Source organism: Nonomuraea sp. AD125B (genome assembly GCF_041402765.1).
Lineage (GTDB): Bacteria > Actinomycetota > Actinomycetes > Streptosporangiales > Streptosporangiaceae > Nonomuraea > Nonomuraea bangladeshensis.
In genome coordinates this window covers 39,649-58,392 of sequence record NZ_JBGLOU010000004.1, presented here as the reverse complement: position 1 = coordinate 58,392, position 18,744 = coordinate 39,649, and the positions used below count along the sequence as shown (strand labels likewise).

Here is an 18,744-nt window from a genome sequence, read left to right as displayed (position 1 = left end):
ACAGGTGAAAATCCGGGTTAACCGCGATGTTCTGGCAGAAGCGGTGGCGTGGGCTGCCCGAGTCCTGCCCAGCCGCCCGGTGGTGCCCGTTCTGTCCGGGCTGCTGCTGGAGGCCGGCGAGGAGCTGACGCTGTCGGCGTTCGACTACGACGTCTCCGCGCGGGCCGCGATCGACGCCGACGTGGCCGAGGGGGGCACCGTGCTCATCCCGGGCCGGCTGCTCGCCGAGATCAGCCGCAGCCTGCCGGCCGACGACGTCGAGATCGTCACCGAGGGGCCCGAGGCGGTGCTCACCTGCGGCAGCGCCGAGTTCGGGCTGGTCACCATGCCGGTCGAGGACTTCCCGACCCTGCCCACGATGCCGCCGGTCGTCGGCGCGGTGGGCGGCGGCGTGTTCGCCTCGGCCGTCGGTCAGGTCGCCCCCGCGGCGAGCCGCGACGACACCCTGCCGATGCTCACCGGCATCAGGGTCGACATCGACGGCGAGTCGGTCGCGATGGCGGCCACCGACCGCTACCGCATCGCCGCCCGCGACTTCACCTGGCGCCCGGCCACGCCCGACGTGTCCGTCTCGGCGATGGTGCCGGCCCGGGTGCTGGTCGAGGTGGCCAAGTCGCTGCGCGGCGGCGAGGTCGCGGTGGCCATGGGCGACGGGGTGGCCGGGTTCGAGAGCGTCGGGCGCAGCACGACCGTGCGGCTGCTCGACGAGCAGTTCATCGACTACCGTTCCCGGCTGACCAGCGACTGGTCGATCCGGGCCGACGTGGCGGTGGGGCCGTTCGTCAACGCGATCAAGCGCGTGGCGCTCGTGGCCGAGCGCAACACCGCGATCCGGCTGTCGTTCACGCAGGGGCAGGTGCTCATCCAGGCGGGCGGCGGCGACGTCGGCCGCGGCACCGAGGTGGTGCCGTGCGAGCTGCGCGGCGACGACATCCAGATCGCCTTCCAGTCGCAGTTCCTGCTCGACGGGCTCACGGGCATCGAGGGCGAGCTGGCCCGCATCAACCTGGAGTCGCCCACGCGGCCCGCGCTCATCCAGGACGTCCCCGGCGACGCGCAGCCCGCCTTCCGCTACCTCGTCATGTCCCTGCGGCAGAGCTAGCGGAGCCCGGCCGGGCTCACGGGCCCGGCCAGGCCGTCTGACGTTCGGCGACGAGCTTGAAGACCCGCTTGAACTCCGCGTACGCCTGCTCGCCCACGGCCCGCGCGTGCCCCGCCTCCATCTCGGCGAGCACGGCGTCCGACCTGGCGAGGAAGTCGCACCCCTTCTCGGTGGGCACGATGAGCTTGGCGCGGCGGTCGGCCGGGTCGGGCCGCCGCTCCACGTAGCCGAGCTCGACCAGCTCGTCCACCAGGGTGCCGATCACCTGCTTGTGCTGCCCCGACTGGGCGGCCAGCTCGGTGGCCCGGCTGCCCTCCACGTCGAGGTAGGCGAGCACCGCCCCATGGCGCGGCCTGAGCCGCGGATGCCCCTGCTCGCCCAGCTTGGCGAACAGCTCACGCTGGAGGGCGAACAGCGTCCGGCTGGACAGGATGCCGAGGTCGGGCTGCTCGCGTTGACGCCGGCTCCTGCGCACCGCACACCCCTCCGGGGCCGTCAGGAGTCGGCGGACTCGGTGAGGGCGATGAGGATGTGCTCCATGCAGGCGTGACCGGCCCGCTCGGCCGCCGTCGCGTCGCCGGCCGCGATGGCGCGGGCGATCGCGTCGTGCGGGATGTAGCTCTTGTTCAGCGACGTGCCGGCCGCCGTGATGCTGGCCCGCAGCGCCGCGGAGAAGTCCTCGTACAGGTCGATGAGGACGAGGTTGTGGGTGGCGTGCGCGACCGCCATGTGGAAGGCGAGGTCGGCCTCCACGAAGTATTCGGGGTCGTCGAGGTCCCACGCGCGCTCCCGCTCGGCCAGGGCGGCCTCGATGCGGGCGATGTCGTCGTCGGTGCGACGGGTGGCGGCGAGCCGCGCGGACTCGACCTCCAGCGCGCGCCGCACCTCCAGGATCTCCAGCTGTTCGGCCTGCCTGAGCCGGCGCAGCATGGCGCCGGACAGCTCGCTGGTGGCCCGCACGTAGGTGCCGTCGCCCTGACGGCACTCCAGCAGCCCGGCGTGCGTGAGCGCGCGCACGGCCTCACGAACGGTGTTGCGCCCGACCCCGAGCTGCTCGGCGAGCACGGTCTCGGTCGGGATCTTGCCGTTCATCGACCACGACCCTGAGGTGATCTGCTCCTTGAGCTGATCGATCACCTGGTCGACGAGCGAAGCCCGCTGCGCCGTACGCAGACTCACAGTCCGCCTCCTCCGGGAAAACCAGTCATCCCATGAGTCAATGACTGGTAGACCCTAATTATTCCAGACTCGGAACGCCAAATCTGGAGCTCCCGGAGGAATTCAGCGGGATACGGTCGTGCCGGCTGCCACCTCCGCCATGGCCGAACGGACTCCGGCGGCTTCGAGTGCCTTACGATACGCGGCCGTCTGCTGCGCGACGGACCCGACCCGGCCGTGCAGATCGCCCAGCTCACGCCAGCACCGCGCGGCCTGCCGGTCGGTGCCGAACGCCGGCCGGCCGAGCGCGCTCAGCAGCCGGTGCGCGGTGGCGAGCTCGGACTCGGCGTTGCCGCCCAGCTCCAGCGCCACGGCGGCGAGCACCAGGCGGGCCTCGGCGGCCGTCGTGCCGGGCTCCTCGCCCGCCAGGCCCAGCGCCTGACCGGCCAGCTCCGCCGCGCGCGCCGGGTCACCCGAACGCAGCCGCACCCGGGCGTGCACGACCAGGCTCTCGGCGTAGGCGGGGGCGGCCGACGGGAAGGCGGCGAAGACCGCGGACGCGCTCGACACCAGCCGCTCGGACTCCTCCAGCGGAGCCGTGGTCATCCTGGCCCAGTGCATGGCGGCGCGGGCGAGCTGCAGCGCCAGCCGCGTCTCACGACCGGCCATGATCGCGTCGTCGGCCAGCCGCACCGCGAGGGCGGAGTCCTCGCCGCCCGCGGCGGCCGTGCTCGCCTCCCAGAGCGACCGGATCTCGCCGGAACGGTCCACAACCGGGGAAAAACCGGTCATGTCGAGGACCTTCTTGACGTAAGCCAGCTCGGGGGAGTCGCTCTCGTTCTCGCCGCGCGCCTCGACCAGCGCCGCCGCCAGATCGACCGCGATCTCGCCCTTGGTCACGTCGAGCCGCTCCGCCTGCTCCAGGGCGTGCGCGGCCAGGTCACGGGCGCGCAGCCGGTCGCCGGCCCGCTGGTAGCAGCGGCTCAGCGCGATGGTCAGCGGCAGGTCGGCCAGCCGCTCGGGGTGGGCCGCCGCCTCCCTGCGCAGCCGCTCGAACGCCTCGACCGCCTGGCCCAGCCGGCCCTGCGCCTCCAATGCCCGCGCCCGCCCGAACCGGGCCTGCGCCGTCAACATGGCGTTCTCCTCGTCGGCCGCCTTCACGATCTCGGTGAAGCGGTCGGCGGCCACGGCGGGATCGCCGTGCTGGAGCTCAAGCTCGGCATGCCGCAGCCCGAGCTCGGTGTCGATGCGCTGCCGAGGCTCGATCCCGTGAAGGAGGAACTCGGTGGTGCATCCGAGCCGCTCGGCCAGTAGCCGGGCCACTACAGGAGTCGGCGTGCGCTTGCCCGACTCGATGAGCGAGACATAACTGTCAGACAGGTCGGGTCCGGCCAACTGGGCCTGCGACATCCGCCTGTTCAGCCGCAATCCACGGACGCGGTCACCGATGGTTCCCTGACTCGGCATCTCATCTCTCAGGGCGGGGAAGGGTCAACAACACGCAATGATTGCATGAAGTAGCCGAATCTGGTATCCCCGTGTGAAGAATTTGCCGCGCGGAGATTAATCGTCGCTGTCGTCCTTGCTGGGGAAAAGCATCTGGCAGACCTCGAGGTAGAGGGTCTCCGGATACGGAATGTACTCGACTGTTGACAGAGCCTGGTCCTGACCTGCGGACTCGAGGATGAACTCGCCGTAACCGAGCATGCGTCCCAGCAGCGAGCGCTGGAAGCTCATGTCCGTGACCTTGCCCAGGGGCATCATCGCGACCTTACGGGTGATGAGCCCCGTGGTGAGCAACATTCGCTTGGAGGTCACCACGAAGTAGTCGACCGACCACTCCGCGACCTTCCATACGAAACGGATCAGCAGCAGGAGCCAGAGCCACCACACGACGACGAGCGCCGTGCCACCCGCCGCGGTGCCGCCGAAGAACTTGCTGAGCAACGCGGCGACGACCAGGCCGCCGAAGACCTCGGCGACCGGGCGGAGCAGGATGGCGGGGTGGCGCCGCACCATGAGGACCTGCTGTTCCTGTGGGAGGAGGTAACGGTTGACCGACGCCGGGGCGGAGTCCCCGTGGGTCACCAGTCTCATGAGAGGTTGTTCACAAACTGCGCCAGTGAGTCGGCTGCGTTGAACACCGTGTCGAACGCCCCCTTCACCGCGTCAGCGGCATCAGCTGGCCGGGCCAACAGGTAGTAAGCGACAAATCCGATGCCGCTGTATGTGAGGACTTTTTTGACCTGCACCGTCGTCGCCTCCGAGCCACTTACCCACTCCCGCCGTATACATTACCCACCCGGGTGCCCGGGTAAAGGTGTGTTGGCGGGTTAGTTTTGATCTTGGTTTCAACCGCGCTCGCTGGCCACCAGAGCCAGCACGTGAAGGTGCTTGCGCGCGATGCGCTCGACGAGGCTGGGATGGGCGTAGCCGGTGACCTCCAGCGCGCCGTAGTGCGCCGCCTCGACACAACGCGTGACCGTGGTCGAGGAGTGGACGCCCGCGAACTCGTCGCGCAGCACCGCCTCGACCTCGGCGTACGGCATCGGATCGGCCTCGGTGTGCTCGTTCACGAGGACACCTCGCCGGCCGGCATGTCGCTCATCATGCTCCCCCACGCGCATGCGGAAGTTGCCTTCGCGTCTGTTCGTACCCACCTAACCACAGTATGTAACGGTGTGACGACCGAGCGTGACAAACGCCGGTCGCGCGAGGGAGCCGCGGGACCGGTCCAAAGAAAGGGCGGGCGGGGTCAGACGACGCCGTAGAGGCGGTCGCCCGCGTCGCCGAGGCCGGGGACGATGTAGCCGTTCTCGTTGAGCCGCTCGTCGAGGGCCGCGGTCACGAGGCGGATGGGCTTGCCGGAGTTGGCGAACACCTTGTCCATGTAGGCGAGGCCCTCGGGGGCGGCCAGCAGGCAGATGGCGGTGACGTCGACGGCGCCCCGGTCGAAGAGGAACTGCACGGCCGCCGCCAGCGTGCCGCCGGTGGCGAGCATCGGGTCGACCACGTAGCACTGCCGGCCGGACAGGTCGTCGGGCAGGCGCGTGGCGTACGTCTCCGCCTGGAGGGTGGACTCGTTGCGGATCATGCCAAGGAAACCGACCTCGGCCGTGGGCAGCAGCCGGGTCATGCCGTCGAGCATGCCGAGCCCGGCCCGCAGGATCGGCACGACCAGGGGGTAGGGCTTGGCCAGCCGCACGCCGTGCGCGGTGGCGACCGGGGTCTGGACGGTGACGTCGGTGATCCGCACGTCGCGCGTGGCCTCGTAGGCCAGCAGGGTCACCAGCTCGTCGGCGAGCCTGCGGAAAGTCGGCGAGTCGGTGCCGGCATCACGCAGCGCGGTGAGCTTGTGGGCCACGAGCGGATGGTCGACGACGAGGGTTTCCATGGAGCACAACGGTATCCCCTGGGAGACACCGCGGCACCTCGCGGTTTTGGTTTTGATCACAATTTGGTCGGAGAGGCACACGCCGGGTGCCCGGTTCTGGAACGATTGGGTGTTGGTGATATCTGTCGTGTCAGAAATCGGGTGGGGATGGCGATGACGGACGAAGATGCGCTCGACTTCGCCATCGTGGTCTATCGCGAGGACGAACGGTGGCACGCCGAGCTGCTGCCCGTCGCACTCACCTCCGACCTGCACGGCCTGATCCAGGTGCTCAAGCAGCAGCCGAGCGAGAGCGGCACGATCGCGCTGGTCGCCGTGGGCGACGAGTTCTTCGTGGCGCTGCGGGGCCTCGGCGATCGGGTGGACGTCTTCCTGTCCGACATCGCCGCCTCCTGGGACTTCCCGCTGGCCCGTCAGGTGCTCGAATACCTGGACGTGCCCGTCCCCGACGAGGAGGAGCTCGACGAGATCCTCCAGGACGAGGAGACCGTGCTCCCCGCCGGAGATCTGTCGATCTTCGCCGATCTCGGGTTGGACGAGATGGAGCTGGGCATCCTCTCCGGCGACATCGACCTGTTGCCCGAAGACGTGCTGTCCAGCATCGCCGCGCGGCTCGGCTTCTCCGAGCCGTTCGAGCGTGCCATCGAATCGGTCTTCGGCTGACCCCCCTGGAGCGCGGACATGGCCAACACCTTCTCTGCGGCCTTTGTGCGAACCCCCGACGGCTGGAGCGGTGCCGAGGTCGATCTGAGCGAAGCTGAGATCGTCGACGACTTCGGCGACGCCGTGACGGAGACCCTGGGGCTGACCGGCGACGAGCTCGCCCTCCTGTGCGTCGAGGTCGAGGACGAGTGGTTCGCCCTCGTGCGCTACCGCGGCGACGACGAGCCCCGCGTCTTCCTGTCCGACGTGCACGCCATCGTCTCCGACCGCCTCGGCGAGCTGTTCGCCGAGTTCGCCGGCGTGGCGCCCGACAAGGAGGGCAACAGCCTCGGCGTGCGCCCCGCGGGCGACTTCGAGCTGCTGAGCGACCTCGGCGTGAGCTCGGAGGAGCTGCTGGAGCTCAGCATGGAGGAGGGCCTGCTGCCGGCCGACATCCTGTCGGTGATCGCCGAGCGGCTGTCGTTCGCCGACGAGCTCGACCGGCTGCGCTGAGCCGCGCCGTCCCGAGGTCCTGGCGGGTGACGTACGAGGAGGCCATGCGCCTGGCCCTGGCCGAGGCGGCGGCGGCCGCCGCCAGGGACGAGATCCCCGTGGGCGCGGTCGTCCTCGACGAGCGCGGCGAGCCGCTGGCCGCGGCCGGCAACGACCGTGAGTCCACCGCCGATCCCACCGCGCACGCCGAGGTGCTCGCGTTGCGCCGGGCCGCCGCGGCGCGCGGGGAGTGGCGGCTCACCGGGTGCACGCTCGTGGTGACCCTGGAGCCGTGCACGATGTGCGCGGGAGCCGCCGTGCTGGCCCGGGTGGAGCGGGTGGTGTACGGGGCCGTGGACGACAAGGGCGGGGCCGTTGGCTCGCTCTGGGACGTCGTACGCGACCGCAGGCTCAACCACCGTCCCGAGGTCGTCATGGGAGTTCTGGCGGAGGAGTGCTCCGGCGTACTAAAGCGGTTCTTTGCCACTCGCAGAATCCGGTAAGCTCGTTCGCGGTGGTGTCGCCTAGTGGCCGAGGGCGCACGCCTCGAAAGCGTGTGATGGGGCAACTCATCCGTGGGTTCAAATCCCACCACCACCGCTCCTCATCGAAGGGCCTCCGGACGACCGGGGGCCCTTCGGCGTTCTCCCGTCAGCCGAGCCGCCACTCGCCCTTCTGGGTGGCGAGGCCGCCGTCCAGCGCGAACCTGAACGTCGCCGGCGTGGCCGTCTCCGGGATCTCGAACACGAGCGCGCCCCTCCTGCTCTCGCCCACGCCGATCGTGACCGCGCCGGCGCCGTCGAACGACTGCGCCTCGCGTACCCGGGCGGTCGGGTTCGCGCGGTATTCCTGGCCCGCGCCGTCCACGAGCAGCGCGCCGGTGCCGAGGGTGTCGCTGTAGGCGGACTGGCCCTGGTTCACCAGCGCGAGCTGGACGGCCACGTAGCGGTTGCCCGTCGCCGGCTTGAACAGCTCGTCCGCCGGGGTGGCGGGGGAGACGAGCTGCTCGACGGTGACGGCGACGCTCACTCCCGGGTCGGTGCCGGTGAGGGTGAGCGGCTGCCCGAGCGCGGCGGCGGCGGCGGACTGGTCGCCCTGCGCGGGCTGCGACGGTGACGGCGTCTGGCTCGGGTCCTGGTCGAACAGGACGTCCGGCGCGTCGTCGCCGGTCCCCGCCTCCGTCGCGTGCCGGGCGGCCACGCTCGCCTCGCCGGCGGTGAGCACGAAGTAGACCGACCCGGCGCCGCTCAGCAGCAGCAGCGGCAGCCCGATGGCGAGCAGCAGGATCAGCGCGAGATTGCCCCGGTCGGGCGGCATCGGCTCCGGCGGATGCCCGTACCCGTCGTAGCCGTACCCATATCCGTAGGGCGGCGGTGGCGGCGGGTAGGACACGGCGCTCCCTCAAATGATGTTGAAAGGCTCTGCTTCGACGTCCGAGACACCCTCATGGTTGGCATAACAAAAGAGAGCCGCGTTTCGCGACTCCCTTTTTCGTGGCCTTTGCGGCTCAGTCGGGCAGTTCGAGAACCCGCGCGTGCAGGATGGACCGCTGATGCAGGGCCGCGCGCAGGGCGCGGTGCAGACCGTCCTCCAGATAGAGCTCGCCCTGCCACTGCACCACGTGCGGGAAAAGGTCCCCGTAGAAAGTGGAGTCGGCGGCGAGCAGCGAGTGCAGGTCCAGCATGGCCTTCGTGGTGATCAACGAGTCGAGCCTGACCTGCCGTGGAGGGATCTGCGCCCATTCGCGGTTGGTCAGACCGTGGTCGGGATAAGGGCGTCCGTCGCCGACTTGCTTGAAGATCACCCTGCTGATTTTAGGGCGAAATCGGATTCCTCGCGCTGAGTGGCGGGATCAGCCCAGCTTGGACTGCGCGCAGTCGGCGGGTCCGCCGTTCTGGTAACCGCGCTGGAAGGCCGCCACGCGCTGCTGCGAGGAACCGTGCGTGAAGGATTCAGGATCGACCCTGCCCTGCGAACGCTGCTGAATTCGGTCGTCGCCCACGGCGGCCGCAGCGTCGATCGCCTCGGCGATGTCGGCGTCCGTGAACGGCTTCTCGTAGAAGCCGGTCTCGACCGCGTTGCGCGCCCAGACGCCGGCGTAGCAGTCGGCCTGCAGCTCGACGGGGACCGAGCTGTTGCCGTTGGAGAGCTGGCCGCTCAGGTTCTGGACGTGGTGGCCGTACTCGTGGGCGATCACGTACGCCTGCGCGAACGGCCCGCCCTTGGCCCCGAACTGGCTGTGGAGCTGGTCGAAGAAGCTGAGGTCGAGGTAGACGCGCCAGTCGTTCGGGCAGTAGAAGGGGCCCACGGCCGAGTCCGCGGCGCCGCAGCCGGTGTTGACGCTCTGGGTGAACAGCACGGTCCTGGCCTGGCTGTAGTCGCCGCCCAGCTCGCCCTTCCAGTAGCTCTGGATGCTGTTGACGACGCCGACGACCCGGCAGCGTTCGTTCTGGTCGGCGTCCTTGCCCGTCTTGCACTGCTCGGACAGGTCGGCCGCGGGCCGCCCCTGGGAGGGCTGGCTCTCGCCGCCGCCTCCGCCGACGTTGTTGAGCACGAAGACCAGCACCAGCACGATGAGGCTGACGATGCCGCCGCCCCCGATGACCATCCCGCCGGGGAAGCCGCCCGCGGAGAAGCCGCCTCCGCCTCTGCCCGCGTCCTCCACCTGGGAGGCGTCGAGGTCAACCTGGTCCTTGAAGTCCATCGCCAACAGTCCTTCCGGGGGTGCCGACGGACAGACACTTCCCAGAAGGAGACGTTAGATGCAAGCGGGCGAGGAGGCCTGCGGCTAGCGGTCGAACCAGGCCGCCGACTGGCGGGTGAACAGCAGCCACACCACCGCCGCGGCCAGCGCCATGTTGGCCAGCGTCCCGACGCTGACCTCGCCGAGCAGCGACCAGAGCCCGTTGAGCACCAGCAGCGACTCGACGACCAGCCCGGCCACGCGCACCCAGCGCCGCCGCGAGGTCATCCGGGAGGCGGCGAACCCGATCAGCAGGATCGCGCCGACCGGCACGGCGAACAGCAGCACCGCCGCCCCCGCCGCGTCCGCCTCCATCCCGCCCACGAGCGTGAGCAGCAGGAGCAGCCCGACCGTGCCCAGCCCCGTCTGCACCCACATGCAGATCCGCGCGAGGGACACCGGCTGCGGGATCGCCTCGACCCGGTACGACTCGGCCATACGCGTTCATCCTCCGGGAGGGGGGTGGGCCGGACGTCTCGATCGTAGGTCGCCAGGTCGTCGCGGCGATGGCGAGGCGACGAAGACGGCATAACGCCTGGGAAGCGCGGCGTCAGCGGCCGTGTCAGCCCCGCGACGGTCCCGTGTCAGCGCGCTCGCCGAAAGTTGGTCCCACGCGAACGACACATGACGAGGAGACCACGATGGAACACGGCAACAACGGCTTCTCCGCGGCGGGACTGCGCAGGCTGCGCGGGGTGCTGGAGCGGCATGTCGAGTCGGGGAAGATCCCCGGCCTGGTGGCCCTGGTCGGCCGGGGCGACGAGACGCACGTCGAGGCGATCGGGACGATGCGCCACGACGGCGGCGCGCCCATGCGCAGGGACACCATCTTCCGGATGGCGTCCACGAGCAAGCCGGTGGCGATGGCGGCGGCGATGATCCTGGTGGACGAGTGCCGGCTGCGGCTGGACGACCTGGTGCAGGAGTGGCTGCCCGAGCTGGCCGACCGGCGGGTGCTGAGCCGGCCGGACGCGCCGCTGGACGACACCGTGCCGGCGCGGCGGCCGATCACCGTACGGGATCTGCTGACGTCCACGTTCGGGCTCGGCATGGACATGACGCTGCTGGGCGCGCCGATCATGGGCGCGATCATCGAAAGGGGGCTCACGCCCGACCTGCCGGTGCCGATGCCGGGGCCGGACGAGTGGATGCGCCGCCTGGGCGAGCTTCCGCTGGCGTCCCAGCCTGGTGAGCGCTGGCAGTACCAGATCAGCCACGACGTGCTCAGCGTGCTCGTCGCGCGGGTCACGGGCGGGTCGTTCGAGGCGTTCCTGCGTGAGCGGGTCTTCGAGCCGCTGGGGATGCGGGACACCGGCTTCCACGTGCCCGCCGACCAGATCGAGCGGCTGCCGGTCCTGTACGCCCCCGACCCGGTCACGGGGGAGTTCCACGTCTGGGACGAGGCCGAAGGGGGACGGTGGAGCCGGCCTCCGGCGTTCCAGGGCAGCGGCGGCGGCCTGGTCTCCACCGCCGACGACTACCACGCCTACTTCACGATGCTGCTGAACAAGGGCGTGCACAACGGCGAGCGGATCCTGTCCAGGCCGGCCGTCGAGCTGATGACCACCAACCGGCTCACGCCCGAGCAGAACGCCGCCCGCAACGCCCTGGCCACCGAGAACGTCCACGTGTCCTTCGGGCAGGGGCAGCACGGCGGCTGGGGCATGGGGATGGCGGTGCGCACGTACCGCGGCGACTACGCGCCCGTCGGCCAGTTCGGCTGGGACGGCGGAAGCGGCACCTCCACCTACGCCGACCCGGTCAACGGGGTCACCGGCATCCTGCTCACCCAGGTCGGCATGTCCGTCCCGAACTCGGCACGGCTGATCCACGACTTCTGGACCACGCTCTACCAGGCCGTCGAAGACTGACACCCCACCCTGCTCGACAGAAGGAGAACACCACCATGTCCGTGACCCTCACCGACCAGGACAAGCTCACCCTGCGCACCGCCGCGTACGGCGCCGTCACGCTGATGGCCGCGGCCGACGCCGCCGGCCGGCCCCACAAGGCCGCCACCAGCGGCTCCATCGCCCTCTACTCGGCGACCGGCCTGGTCGGGCACGTGCTCGCCGAGAAGTCCCGGGACATCGAGCTGAAGGGCAGGTCCGTGGCCGCGCTCGCCGACCACGTGCTGCCCGCGCTGACGGCGGCCATGGGCCTGCTCAGGCGGCAGGACCCGGCGGAGGCCGACAACTTCCGCGGGACCGTCCTCGTCGCGGTCGAGACGGCCGCCCGTGCTCAGCGGGGCGAGCCCAGCCCCGCGACGGCCGAGATGGCCCGCAAGATCACCGCCGCGCTCGACGCCGCCCCGGGCGTCAGTGGCACCACTTCACCATGATCAGGCACGGGTTGCCCGGCCACAGGTCGTCGGTCTCCTCCAGCGGGAGGAAGCCGACGGCCCGGTAGAAGGCCCTGGTCCGCGCGTAGCCGGGATCGGGATGCCGCGCGCCGAGGGTCTTGACCTGGAGCATCCGGCAGCCGTCCGGCCGGACCTCCGCGATGACCGCGTCGACCAGCGCCCGGCCGACGCCCCGCCGATGCCAGGACGGAGCGACCGCCATCAGATGGATCTCGGCCGTCTCGGGGAAGTGCCGCTCGTGCAGCAGCACGCCGACGGCCTCCCCGTCCGCGTAGGCGACGAGGCCGGGAAGGCGCTTCGCCGCCTCGACGTAGCCGGCGTTCGCCTCCGGCATCCCGAACCACGACGGCAGCTCATCGAGGAGCCTCGCGGTGACCTCCGCCAGCTCGGCGGAACCTGTGACACGAGCTATGCGGTACGCGGCTGCATCGTCCACGTGAGGATCGTGACACCGCGGCCGCCGCCGGCGCACCTCATTTCCGCCCGCCCGGCCACCTCTGGAAGGTCAACTCGGCTCCGGGGCGGGTGAGGCAGTCGAGGGCGGGTTCGCGTACGTGGGCGGCCCCGTTCGCGGACAGGCGGGCGACCGCCTCAGCGACGGGGACCCACTCCGCCTCCAGCACGTCGCCGTCCGGATCCTCGCAGCGGAGCTCCCCGTGGTGCCGCGTGACCTCGAAGTACAGCGCGGTCAGCAGGCCGGGAGGCGGCGCGCCGGGGTTGCGGAGCTGCACGACGCTCAGGAGGCGGAACGGCGGCTCCGCACTCAGCCCGGTCTCCTCCCGGAGCTCGCGGACCACCGCCTCGTCCGCGAACTCCCCCGTCTCCACCATGCCGCCGGGCAGGTCCCAGACCCCGGTCCGCTGCCGTACCAGGAGGACCTCGGCGTCCCTGCGGGCCACCGCGGTGACGGCGAGCGCGGACAGCGCCTTCACGGGCGCCGTCCTGCCGCGCGGGCCAGCAGGTCGTGGATGAGGGCGACCACCTCGTCCGGGGTGAACTCCATGGCGTTCTCGCCGACGGTGACCTCGAACGCGCATCGGCCCGGCTCGGACGCCGGACGTACCCGGCCCCAGAGCTGGACGCCGTGCTCGGCGAGGATCTCCTGGCCGGCCTGCTCGACGGCGCGCCGGTCGGCGGGCAGGTGGACGTGGAACAGCGGGGTCTGCGGCGGGTCGGGGTGGGCGCGGGCGGCGCCGTCGGCGTTGATGGCGGCCGCGACGGCGATGGCGTGCTCGCGGTACGCGGGCATCCGGTCGGCCAGGGTGTCGAGGTGGACCAGCGCCGCGAGCGCGAGCGGCCACGCGTCGCCGATGCCGCCGCCGAGCCGCTGCCGCCACACCGCCGCCACGTCCACGGTGGCCGCGTCGGAGGCGAGCACCGCGCCCCGTACGCCTTGCAGGCTCTTGTAGAGGGAGACGTAGACGGTGTCGAACAGGGCGGCGATCTCGTCGAACGGCCGCCGGTAGTAGCTCTGGGCCTCCCACAGGCGGGCGCCGTCCAGGTGGGTGGCGGCGCCGGCGGCGCGGGCGAGCGCGGTCTGCTCGCACAAGTCGTCCCACTCGGGCAGCAGCCCGCCGAGGTCGCGCTGCGGCAGCTCCCAGACGACCGCCGCCGGCGGCTCGCCGACCGCCGCCGCCAGGTCCTTCGCGGTCATCAGCTCGTACGGGTCGCCGGCCCGGCGCAACGTCAGACCGTGGACGGCGTTGTAGCCCTGCTCCTCCCACACGTCCAGGTGCGTCTGGGGGTGGGCGGCGAACGTACGTCGGCCGCGCCGGTCGGCGTGCACGCGCAACGCGGTCTGCTGGGCCATCGTGCCGCTGGGGAAGAACAGCGCGCGCTCCTTGCCGAGCAGGTCGGCCAGCCGCCGTTCCAGCACCGCGACGGGGCCTTCCGGGCCGTCGGGCGGCGTGTCGTCGTCCACCAGGGCCAGCATGCGCTCCAGCATCACGCGGGGCCGGCGCCGGTTCGGCGCGTGCAGGAACAGCGACCGCATGGGACTCTCCCTCTTATTGCGAATGATGTGCAACAAGCAGCATAGAGAGCCACAGGGGGCCGGGCACGGCCGCCCGCCGGTGCGTTAGCTTGCCATCCACGAGGCGACATCGACATCGGCATCGACAGAGAGGCGGGAGCCGGCCATGCGCGCTCTCCTGTGCACCGACACTGGCGACCTGACGAGCCTGGCCGTCCAGGAGGTGCCCGACCCGGCGCCGGGGCCCGGCCAGGTGCTCGTGCGGGTGGAGGCGGCGTCGGTGGACTTCGTCGACACGCTCATCGCGACGGGCGTCTACCAGATTCCGGTGCCGAGGCCGTACGTTCCCGGCAACAACGTGGCCGGCGTCGTGGCGGCCGTGGGGCCGGGCTGCTCCCGGTTCGCGGTGGGCGACCGCGTTCACGGGATGGCGTTCGTCGGGGCGTTCGCCGAACGCGTCTGCGTGCCCGAGGCCCAGTTGCGGCCCACGCCCGGCGGGCTGTCCCCGGACCTGGCGTGCCTGACGGGGAGCACGTACCGCACGGCGTACGACGCGCTGGTGTCCACCGCGCGGATCCAGCCGGGCGAGGACCTGGTGCTTCTCGGCGCCGCCGGAGCGGTCGGGTCGGCGGCCATCGGGATCGGCAGGTCCCTGGGCGCCCGGGTGATCGCCTGCGCGGCCGGCGCCGCGAAGCTGGAGTTCTGCCGGGACCTGGGCGCCGACGAGCTGGTCGACTACAGCGGCGGCGATCTCAAGAGCGCGCTCAAGGAGCTGTGCCCGAAGGGCGCCGGGGTCGTGCTGGACATGGTCGGGGGCCCGTTCTCCGAGCCGGCGCTGCGCGCGACCGGCTACGGCGGCCGGTTCGTCGTCGTCGGGTTCGCCACGGGCGAGATCGCGCGCGTCCCGCTCAACCTCGTCCTGCTCAAGGGCTCGATCGTGACGGGCTACGAGATCGGCGACTTCGAGCGCCACCACCCCGACGAGGCGGAGGCCAACCGCCGGGCCCTGGAGTCCCTGCTCACGGACGGCCGGCTCAAGCCGCCCATCACCGGCCGGTACCGCCTCGACCAGGCGGCCGAGGCGATGAGGACCGTCGCGGGACGTGCGAAGCTCGGCATGACGGTCCTGGACCTGACCTGAGGCCGATCCTCGTTGATCAGCCGGGCAGAGGGGCGCCGGTCTCGAGGAGGGTCTTGAGACCGGAGATCACCTCGGGCCACCCCACGCTGACCATCTGCGCGGCGGTGCTGCCGGGTTCGAAACCGTCGTGGACGACGGTCAGCTTGACCTTCTCGCCGACCGGCTCGATCTCGAAGGTGACCTTCGAGCGCCGCTCACCGGCCAGCTTCCCGAGGAACTCCTCGTCCCACCCGAACCGCCGCCCGAGCTCCGGCGTGAAGGTGTGCCAGGTGTACGACAGCCGGCGGTAGGGCTCGGACTCCAGGACGACCTGCTCGGGGTCGCTGATCACCACTCCGTGGTTGTCCCAGGTCATCTCGGACCCGGGCGCCCAGTCGGTCTTGAACGTCGTCGCCCAGTAGCGCTCGGTGAAGGCGGGGTCGGTCAGCGCCTGCCACAGGCGTTCGGGCGTGGTGCCGATGTAGGTCGTGTAGACGAACTCGGGCTTGTCCATCGGGGTCTCCTCCAGAACTCTCTTCAGATCGGCCAGGGCATCGACCCGGGGCTGGTCGTAACGGCTGATCCAGCGTTCGGCGATCTCGCTGACGGGCGCGGCGTTGAGATAGTGCAGCTTCTCCCGGCCCCGCCACACGGTGGTCACCAGGTTGGCCGCCTCCAGCACCGCGAGGTGTTTGCTCACCGACTGCCGCGCCATGTCCAGCCCGGCGCACAGCTCGCGCAGGGTCTGCCCGTTACGGGCGTTGAGGCTGTCGAGCAGCCGCCGCCGACTGGCGTCGGCCAGTGCCTTGAATACCTCGTCCATCACGCCACTCCAGACATGCAGCCGATTGGCTGCCTTTTCACCTTAGGCAGCCGTTCGGCTGCATGTCAATGCGCGCCGAGAGAGCGGGATGAGAAGAAGAGCGCAGCCCCGCCGCGCACCGACTGGCCTGCCTACCTCGATCGACGCAAGGCCGAGTTCGAGCGGGAATCCGGCTCAGAAGCTTGACGAAGCTCCTGGTGTCACAGCGCTTCCGCGCCGAGGAACCGCAGGTTCCGCAGGTCCGTGGAGAGCGAGAGGCCGGTGATGCTGCTGGCCAAGGCGAACGAACTCTCCATCGGGTGGTCTATCCCCGGACCATCGATGTCGTGATCGGGATCCAGCCCGACCTCGTGCATCCTCATGACGAAACGGTCTGGATCACTGCCCGATCGCTCCTCAGGGAACATCGGGTCGAACGAGACGACCGACGTGCCGTCGACGATGTAGGCGAAGGTATCGCTGGCATATTCGTGGCCGCAGAGCGACACGACCTCGGTTCCTCGCGAGACCCGGGCGTAGATCGTGTCGTCGACGGCCATCCGCCATCCCCCCGGCTCGATGACCACGGTCCAGTCGCCGACCCGGGCGGCTCCGATGTAACCGGCCGAGTCGTCCCTCATGGTCTCCACCGAGCGATCGTCCAGCTCGCCGAATGCCACCTCTTCCATGGTCTCCTCGTCCACGCCGAACCGGCGGAGGGCTTCCTCCGGCGGAAGATCGCGGACGAAGGACACGCAGTAGATCTCACCCAATGTCTCGTAGCCGGGAAAACAGGGTGCCTCGGCCATGGTCGATCCTTCCTTCGGCTTCTAAGTCGCGCAGAACTCCGGTTCAGATCCAGAGGTACAGACCCCGACCGGCGCGTACGACCGGGTCGAGCCAGTCGAAGAACTCCTCCACCCACGGGTCCCGCCTCCGTTCCTCCGTGACCGGCAACGGAGGCAGGCGGCGCTTGAAGGCGCTCGGCACCGTACGGCTGAACTCCAGCGCGGCCCGGCCCAGCAGTGCGCCGTGCGCCGTCACCGCCTCTTGGTGCTCCTGCTGGCCGGGCGTCGCTCTGTCGTCGCCGGCGGCGCGTGGCGGCGGGCCGGAGGCGGGGACGACGGGCGGGGGCGGCAGGGCGAGCACGCGGCGGCGGGCCTCGATGAAGGCGGGTTTGCGGGTCCAGGCGTTGGTGCGGCCCTCGGTGGCCTGTGCTGCCGCGAGGAGGTCGGCCTGGGTTTCGGCGAGCAGGCGGCTCGTTTCCCACGTACGCAGCCGGTCGTGGTAGTGACGGAACCCGCCGGCGGTCGTCTCGGCGTACCAGTGTCGCCATCTGGCCGACCACTCCGCCAGCTCGTCGGGGAGGAGCGTCGCCCAGGCCGCATCCCGCCACTCGGGGGGAAAGAGGGGGTTGACGCCGATGACGGCGACTCGATGGGGGTTGCCCAGATCGACGATCAGCAGCGAACGCAGCCGCTCGTCGAGGTCGCGCCACCGGGCGAGGGCGGTGTCGTGGTCGATCTCTTCTTCGGGAGCGGCGGCGCGGTGCGTGTGACCGAGTGCGTGAGCCAGGCGCGTATGGGCACGTGCCAGCTCGCCGAGATCCTCCCGTGCGAGGTCGCGTAAGGCCGCGGGCGCCCAATCCGTACCCATGGTCGGCGATCGTAACGTGACTGGAAACGACGAAGGGGCCGACTGGGTAGGGTCGGCCCCTTCGCGTTTACTGCCTCAACCAGGCGCGGAGGATGGGGGATTTGAACCCCCGATAGGTTGCCCTATACACGCTTTCCAAGCGTGCGCCCTCGGCCACTAGGCGAATCCTCCGCCGACGAGCTTACCGGACTTCCAGCGGTGTCCAGACCACCTTTTGCGCGTTGATTGCCAAAGGCTCGCGCGAGGGCCGGAGGTGGAGCGAGCACTGCCGGGTCCGGCTAGACTGTCCTAGGACCCCTCGCGCGGCGTCATCCTGTGAACCTCCCCAGGGCCGGAAGGCAGCAAGGATAAGCGGGCTCTGGCGGGTGTGCGGGGGGTCTCTTTCGTTAGAGCCCCCTCGCAGGCGGGATGGTCGCATGAGCCTTGCGCTTTATCGCAAGTACCGGCCCGGGACCTTCGCGGAGGTCAAGGGTCAGGAACACGTCACCGACCCGCTGCGGCAGGCACTTCGCACCGGCCGCGTCAACCACGCCTACCTGTTCAGCGGCCCGCGCGGCTGCGGCAAGACCTCCAGCGCCCGCATCCTGGCGCGTTCGCTCAACTGCGAGCAGGGCCCGACCCCCGACCCGTGCGGCGTCTGCGAGTCCTGCGTCGCCCTCGCCCCCACCGGCCCCGGCCACCTCGACGTCATCGAGATCGACGCCGCCTCGCACGGCGGCGTGGACGACGCGCGCGACCTGCGCGAGCGGGCGTTCTTCGCCCCCGTCTCCGCGCGCTTCAAGATCTACATCATCGACGAGGCGCACATGGTGACCCGCGAAGGGTTCAACGCGCTGCTCAAGCTCGTCGAGGAGCCTCCGCCGCACCTGAAGTTCATCTTCGCGACGACCGAGCCCGAGAAGGTCATCGGCACGATCAAGTCGCGCACACACCACTACCCGTTCCGGCTCATGCCGCCCGCGACGCTGCGCGCCCTGCTGGAGGAGATCCTCACCTCCGAGAGCGTCCCGTTCGAGCCGGCCGCGCTGCCGCTCGTCGTACGGGCCGGGGCCGGGTCCGCGCGTGACTCGCTGTCCATCCTCGACCAGCTCCTCGCCGGGGCCGAGGAGGACGGCATCACCTACGCCAAGGCCGTCTCGCTGCTCGGCTACACCGACGGCGACCTGCTCGACGAGGTCGTCAACGCGTTCGCCGAGCGTGACGGCGGCAAGGTGTTCCAGGCGGTCAACCGGGTCATCGAGGGCGGCCACGACCCGCGCCGCTTCGATCGGCCATGTCTGAAGGTCCGGCGTCCCCTCTGC

Annotated in this window: 24 protein-coding genes, 2 tRNA genes, 1 other RNA gene and 1 pseudogene; 10 read left to right on the top strand and 18 right to left on the bottom strand. The window is 70.5% G+C overall.

Annotated elements, in window-relative coordinates; all coding sequences use genetic code 11:
* The first annotated feature begins 4 nt into the window (after positions 1 to 4).
* A complete protein-coding gene (gene dnaN / locus ACBR40_RS12070) occupies positions 5 to 1,102 on the top strand; it encodes a DNA polymerase III subunit beta (protein WP_371248712.1) in 1,098 nt (365 codons plus the stop codon).
* Positions 1,103 to 1,118: 16 nt separating this feature from the next.
* On the opposite strand, the gene ACBR40_RS12065 is transcribed toward dnaN, so the two are convergent.
* The 7 genes from ACBR40_RS12065 to upp all read right to left on the bottom strand — a co-directional run bounded on the left by ACBR40_RS12065 (position 1,119) and on the right by upp (position 5,654).
* Entirely contained in the window at positions 1,119 to 1,577 is a 459-nt protein-coding gene (locus tag ACBR40_RS12065; protein ID WP_364457164.1) for a MarR family winged helix-turn-helix transcriptional regulator, read from the bottom strand.
* 20 nt (positions 1,578 to 1,597) lie between these two features.
* Complete coding sequence (locus ACBR40_RS12060; protein WP_344208950.1) at positions 1,598 to 2,281, bottom strand: FadR/GntR family transcriptional regulator; 684 nt, start codon at positions 2,279 to 2,281, stop codon at positions 1,598 to 1,600.
* A gap of 102 nt (positions 2,282 to 2,383) precedes the next feature.
* Complete coding sequence (locus tag ACBR40_RS12055) at positions 2,384 to 3,727, bottom strand: helix-turn-helix domain-containing protein (protein ID WP_371248711.1); 1,344 nt, start codon at positions 3,725 to 3,727, stop codon at positions 2,384 to 2,386.
* Positions 3,728 to 3,823: 96 nt separating this feature from the next.
* Positions 3,824 to 4,357, bottom strand: a complete 534-nt coding sequence (locus ACBR40_RS12050) for a PH domain-containing protein (protein WP_344208946.1) — start codon at positions 4,355 to 4,357, stop codon at positions 3,824 to 3,826.
* Complete coding sequence (locus ACBR40_RS12045; RefSeq protein WP_177240954.1) at positions 4,354 to 4,512, bottom strand: hypothetical protein; 159 nt, start codon at positions 4,510 to 4,512, stop codon at positions 4,354 to 4,356. The genes ACBR40_RS12050 and ACBR40_RS12045 overlap by 4 nt, the downstream gene beginning before the upstream one ends.
* Positions 4,513 to 4,611: 99 nt before the next feature.
* Positions 4,612 to 4,836, bottom strand: a complete 225-nt coding sequence (locus tag ACBR40_RS12040) for a hypothetical protein (RefSeq protein WP_091088233.1) — start codon at positions 4,834 to 4,836, stop codon at positions 4,612 to 4,614.
* A gap of 179 nt (positions 4,837 to 5,015) precedes the next feature.
* The gene (gene upp, locus ACBR40_RS12035; protein WP_344208944.1) at positions 5,016 to 5,654 is read right to left on the bottom strand and encodes a uracil phosphoribosyltransferase; all 639 of its coding nucleotides are present in this window, start codon (positions 5,652 to 5,654) and stop codon (positions 5,016 to 5,018) included.
* A 147-nt stretch (positions 5,655 to 5,801) separates the two neighbouring features.
* Between upp and ACBR40_RS12030 the strand changes: the two genes are divergently transcribed.
* The 4 genes from ACBR40_RS12030 (at position 5,802) to ACBR40_RS12015 (ending at position 7,388) form a co-directional block, all read left to right on the top strand.
* Complete coding sequence (locus tag ACBR40_RS12030; RefSeq protein ID WP_020543023.1) at positions 5,802 to 6,317, top strand: hypothetical protein; 516 nt, start codon at positions 5,802 to 5,804, stop codon at positions 6,315 to 6,317.
* A gap of 18 nt (positions 6,318 to 6,335) precedes the next feature.
* On the top strand, positions 6,336 to 6,809 hold the full coding sequence (locus ACBR40_RS12025; RefSeq protein WP_344208941.1) for a tRNA adenosine deaminase-associated protein: 474 nt from the start codon (positions 6,336 to 6,338) through the stop codon (positions 6,807 to 6,809).
* A gap of 44 nt (positions 6,810 to 6,853) precedes the next feature.
* Complete coding sequence (tadA, locus tag ACBR40_RS12020) at positions 6,854 to 7,291, top strand: tRNA adenosine(34) deaminase TadA (RefSeq protein WP_371248982.1); 438 nt, start codon at positions 6,854 to 6,856, stop codon at positions 7,289 to 7,291.
* Positions 7,292 to 7,301: 10 nt separating this feature from the next.
* A tRNA-Ser gene (locus tag ACBR40_RS12015) sits at positions 7,302 to 7,388 on the top strand.
* Positions 7,389 to 7,439: 51 nt separating this feature from the next.
* Here the strand turns inward: ACBR40_RS12015 and ACBR40_RS12010 are convergent.
* From ACBR40_RS12010 to ACBR40_RS11995, 4 genes are all read right to left on the bottom strand, one after another.
* Positions 7,440 to 8,180 (bottom strand): DUF4352 domain-containing protein, encoded by a 741-nt coding sequence (locus ACBR40_RS12010; protein ID WP_371248710.1) that lies wholly within the window; start codon positions 8,178 to 8,180, stop codon positions 7,440 to 7,442.
* 115 nt (positions 8,181 to 8,295) lie between these two features.
* Complete coding sequence (locus tag ACBR40_RS12005; protein WP_344208937.1) at positions 8,296 to 8,592, bottom strand: type II toxin-antitoxin system VapB family antitoxin; 297 nt, start codon at positions 8,590 to 8,592, stop codon at positions 8,296 to 8,298.
* Positions 8,593 to 8,640: 48 nt separating this feature from the next.
* Entirely contained in the window at positions 8,641 to 9,492 is an 852-nt protein-coding gene (locus tag ACBR40_RS12000; protein ID WP_371248709.1) for a neutral zinc metallopeptidase, read from the bottom strand.
* A gap of 84 nt (positions 9,493 to 9,576) precedes the next feature.
* Positions 9,577 to 9,969 carry a hypothetical protein gene (locus tag ACBR40_RS11995; RefSeq protein ID WP_344208933.1) on the bottom strand — a complete coding sequence of 131 codons (393 nt, stop codon included), beginning with the start codon at positions 9,967 to 9,969 and terminating at the stop codon, positions 9,577 to 9,579.
* Between the two features lie 203 nt (positions 9,970 to 10,172).
* On the opposite strand from ACBR40_RS11995, the gene ACBR40_RS11990 reads away from it, so the two are divergent.
* Together ACBR40_RS11990 and ACBR40_RS11985 are read left to right on the top strand one after the other, a co-directional pair.
* Positions 10,173 to 11,402, top strand: coding sequence for a serine hydrolase domain-containing protein (locus tag ACBR40_RS11990; RefSeq protein ID WP_371248708.1), 1,230 nt, complete (start codon positions 10,173 to 10,175; stop codon positions 11,400 to 11,402).
* Between the two features lie 35 nt (positions 11,403 to 11,437).
* The gene (locus tag ACBR40_RS11985) at positions 11,438 to 11,872 is read left to right on the top strand and encodes a hypothetical protein (protein WP_371248707.1); all 435 of its coding nucleotides are present in this window, start codon (positions 11,438 to 11,440) and stop codon (positions 11,870 to 11,872) included.
* On the opposite strand, the gene ACBR40_RS11980 is transcribed toward ACBR40_RS11985, so the two are convergent.
* From ACBR40_RS11980 to ACBR40_RS11970, 3 genes are read right to left on the bottom strand one after another with little or no spacing between them, the layout of a single operon-like run.
* Positions 11,850 to 12,329, bottom strand: coding sequence for a GNAT family N-acetyltransferase (locus ACBR40_RS11980; protein ID WP_344208927.1), 480 nt, complete (start codon positions 12,327 to 12,329; stop codon positions 11,850 to 11,852). The genes ACBR40_RS11985 and ACBR40_RS11980 overlap by 23 nt on opposite strands.
* Positions 12,330 to 12,366: 37 nt before the next feature.
* A complete protein-coding gene (locus ACBR40_RS11975; RefSeq protein WP_371248706.1) occupies positions 12,367 to 12,825 on the bottom strand; it encodes an NUDIX hydrolase in 459 nt (152 codons plus the stop codon).
* The gene (locus ACBR40_RS11970) at positions 12,822 to 13,886 is read right to left on the bottom strand and encodes a low specificity L-threonine aldolase (RefSeq protein ID WP_371248705.1); all 1,065 of its coding nucleotides are present in this window, start codon (positions 13,884 to 13,886) and stop codon (positions 12,822 to 12,824) included. Before ACBR40_RS11970 ends, ACBR40_RS11975 begins: the two co-directional genes overlap by 4 nt.
* A 145-nt stretch (positions 13,887 to 14,031) precedes the next feature.
* Here ACBR40_RS11970 and ACBR40_RS11965 point away from each other — a divergent pair, with 145 nt between their 5' ends.
* Entirely contained in the window at positions 14,032 to 15,006 is a 975-nt protein-coding gene (locus ACBR40_RS11965) for an NADPH:quinone oxidoreductase family protein (RefSeq protein WP_371248704.1), read from the top strand.
* 16 nt (positions 15,007 to 15,022) lie between these two features.
* On the opposite strand, the gene ACBR40_RS11960 is transcribed toward ACBR40_RS11965, so the two are convergent.
* The 4 genes from ACBR40_RS11960 to ACBR40_RS11945 form a co-directional block, all read right to left on the bottom strand.
* On the bottom strand, positions 15,023 to 15,808 hold the full coding sequence (locus ACBR40_RS11960; protein WP_371248703.1) for an ArsR/SmtB family transcription factor: 786 nt from the start codon (positions 15,806 to 15,808) through the stop codon (positions 15,023 to 15,025).
* Positions 15,809 to 16,008: 200 nt separating this feature from the next.
* Entirely contained in the window at positions 16,009 to 16,596 is a 588-nt protein-coding gene (locus tag ACBR40_RS11955; protein ID WP_371248702.1) for a DUF6461 domain-containing protein, read from the bottom strand.
* 43 nt (positions 16,597 to 16,639) lie between these two features.
* On the bottom strand, positions 16,640 to 17,443 hold the full coding sequence (locus ACBR40_RS11950; RefSeq protein ID WP_371248701.1) for a hypothetical protein: 804 nt from the start codon (positions 17,441 to 17,443) through the stop codon (positions 16,640 to 16,642).
* 86 nt (positions 17,444 to 17,529) lie between these two features.
* Positions 17,530 to 17,614, bottom strand: a tRNA-Ser gene (locus ACBR40_RS11945).
* Positions 17,615 to 17,732: 118 nt separating this feature from the next.
* Here ACBR40_RS11945 and ffs point away from each other — a divergent pair.
* Together ffs and dnaX are read left to right on the top strand one after the other, a co-directional pair.
* Positions 17,733 to 17,828: signal recognition particle sRNA small type (gene ffs / locus ACBR40_RS11940), an RNA gene on the top strand.
* A gap of 31 nt (positions 17,829 to 17,859) precedes the next feature.
* A pseudogene (gene dnaX / locus ACBR40_RS11935) lies at positions 17,860 to 18,744 on the top strand (DNA polymerase III subunit gamma/tau); the annotation flags it as partial.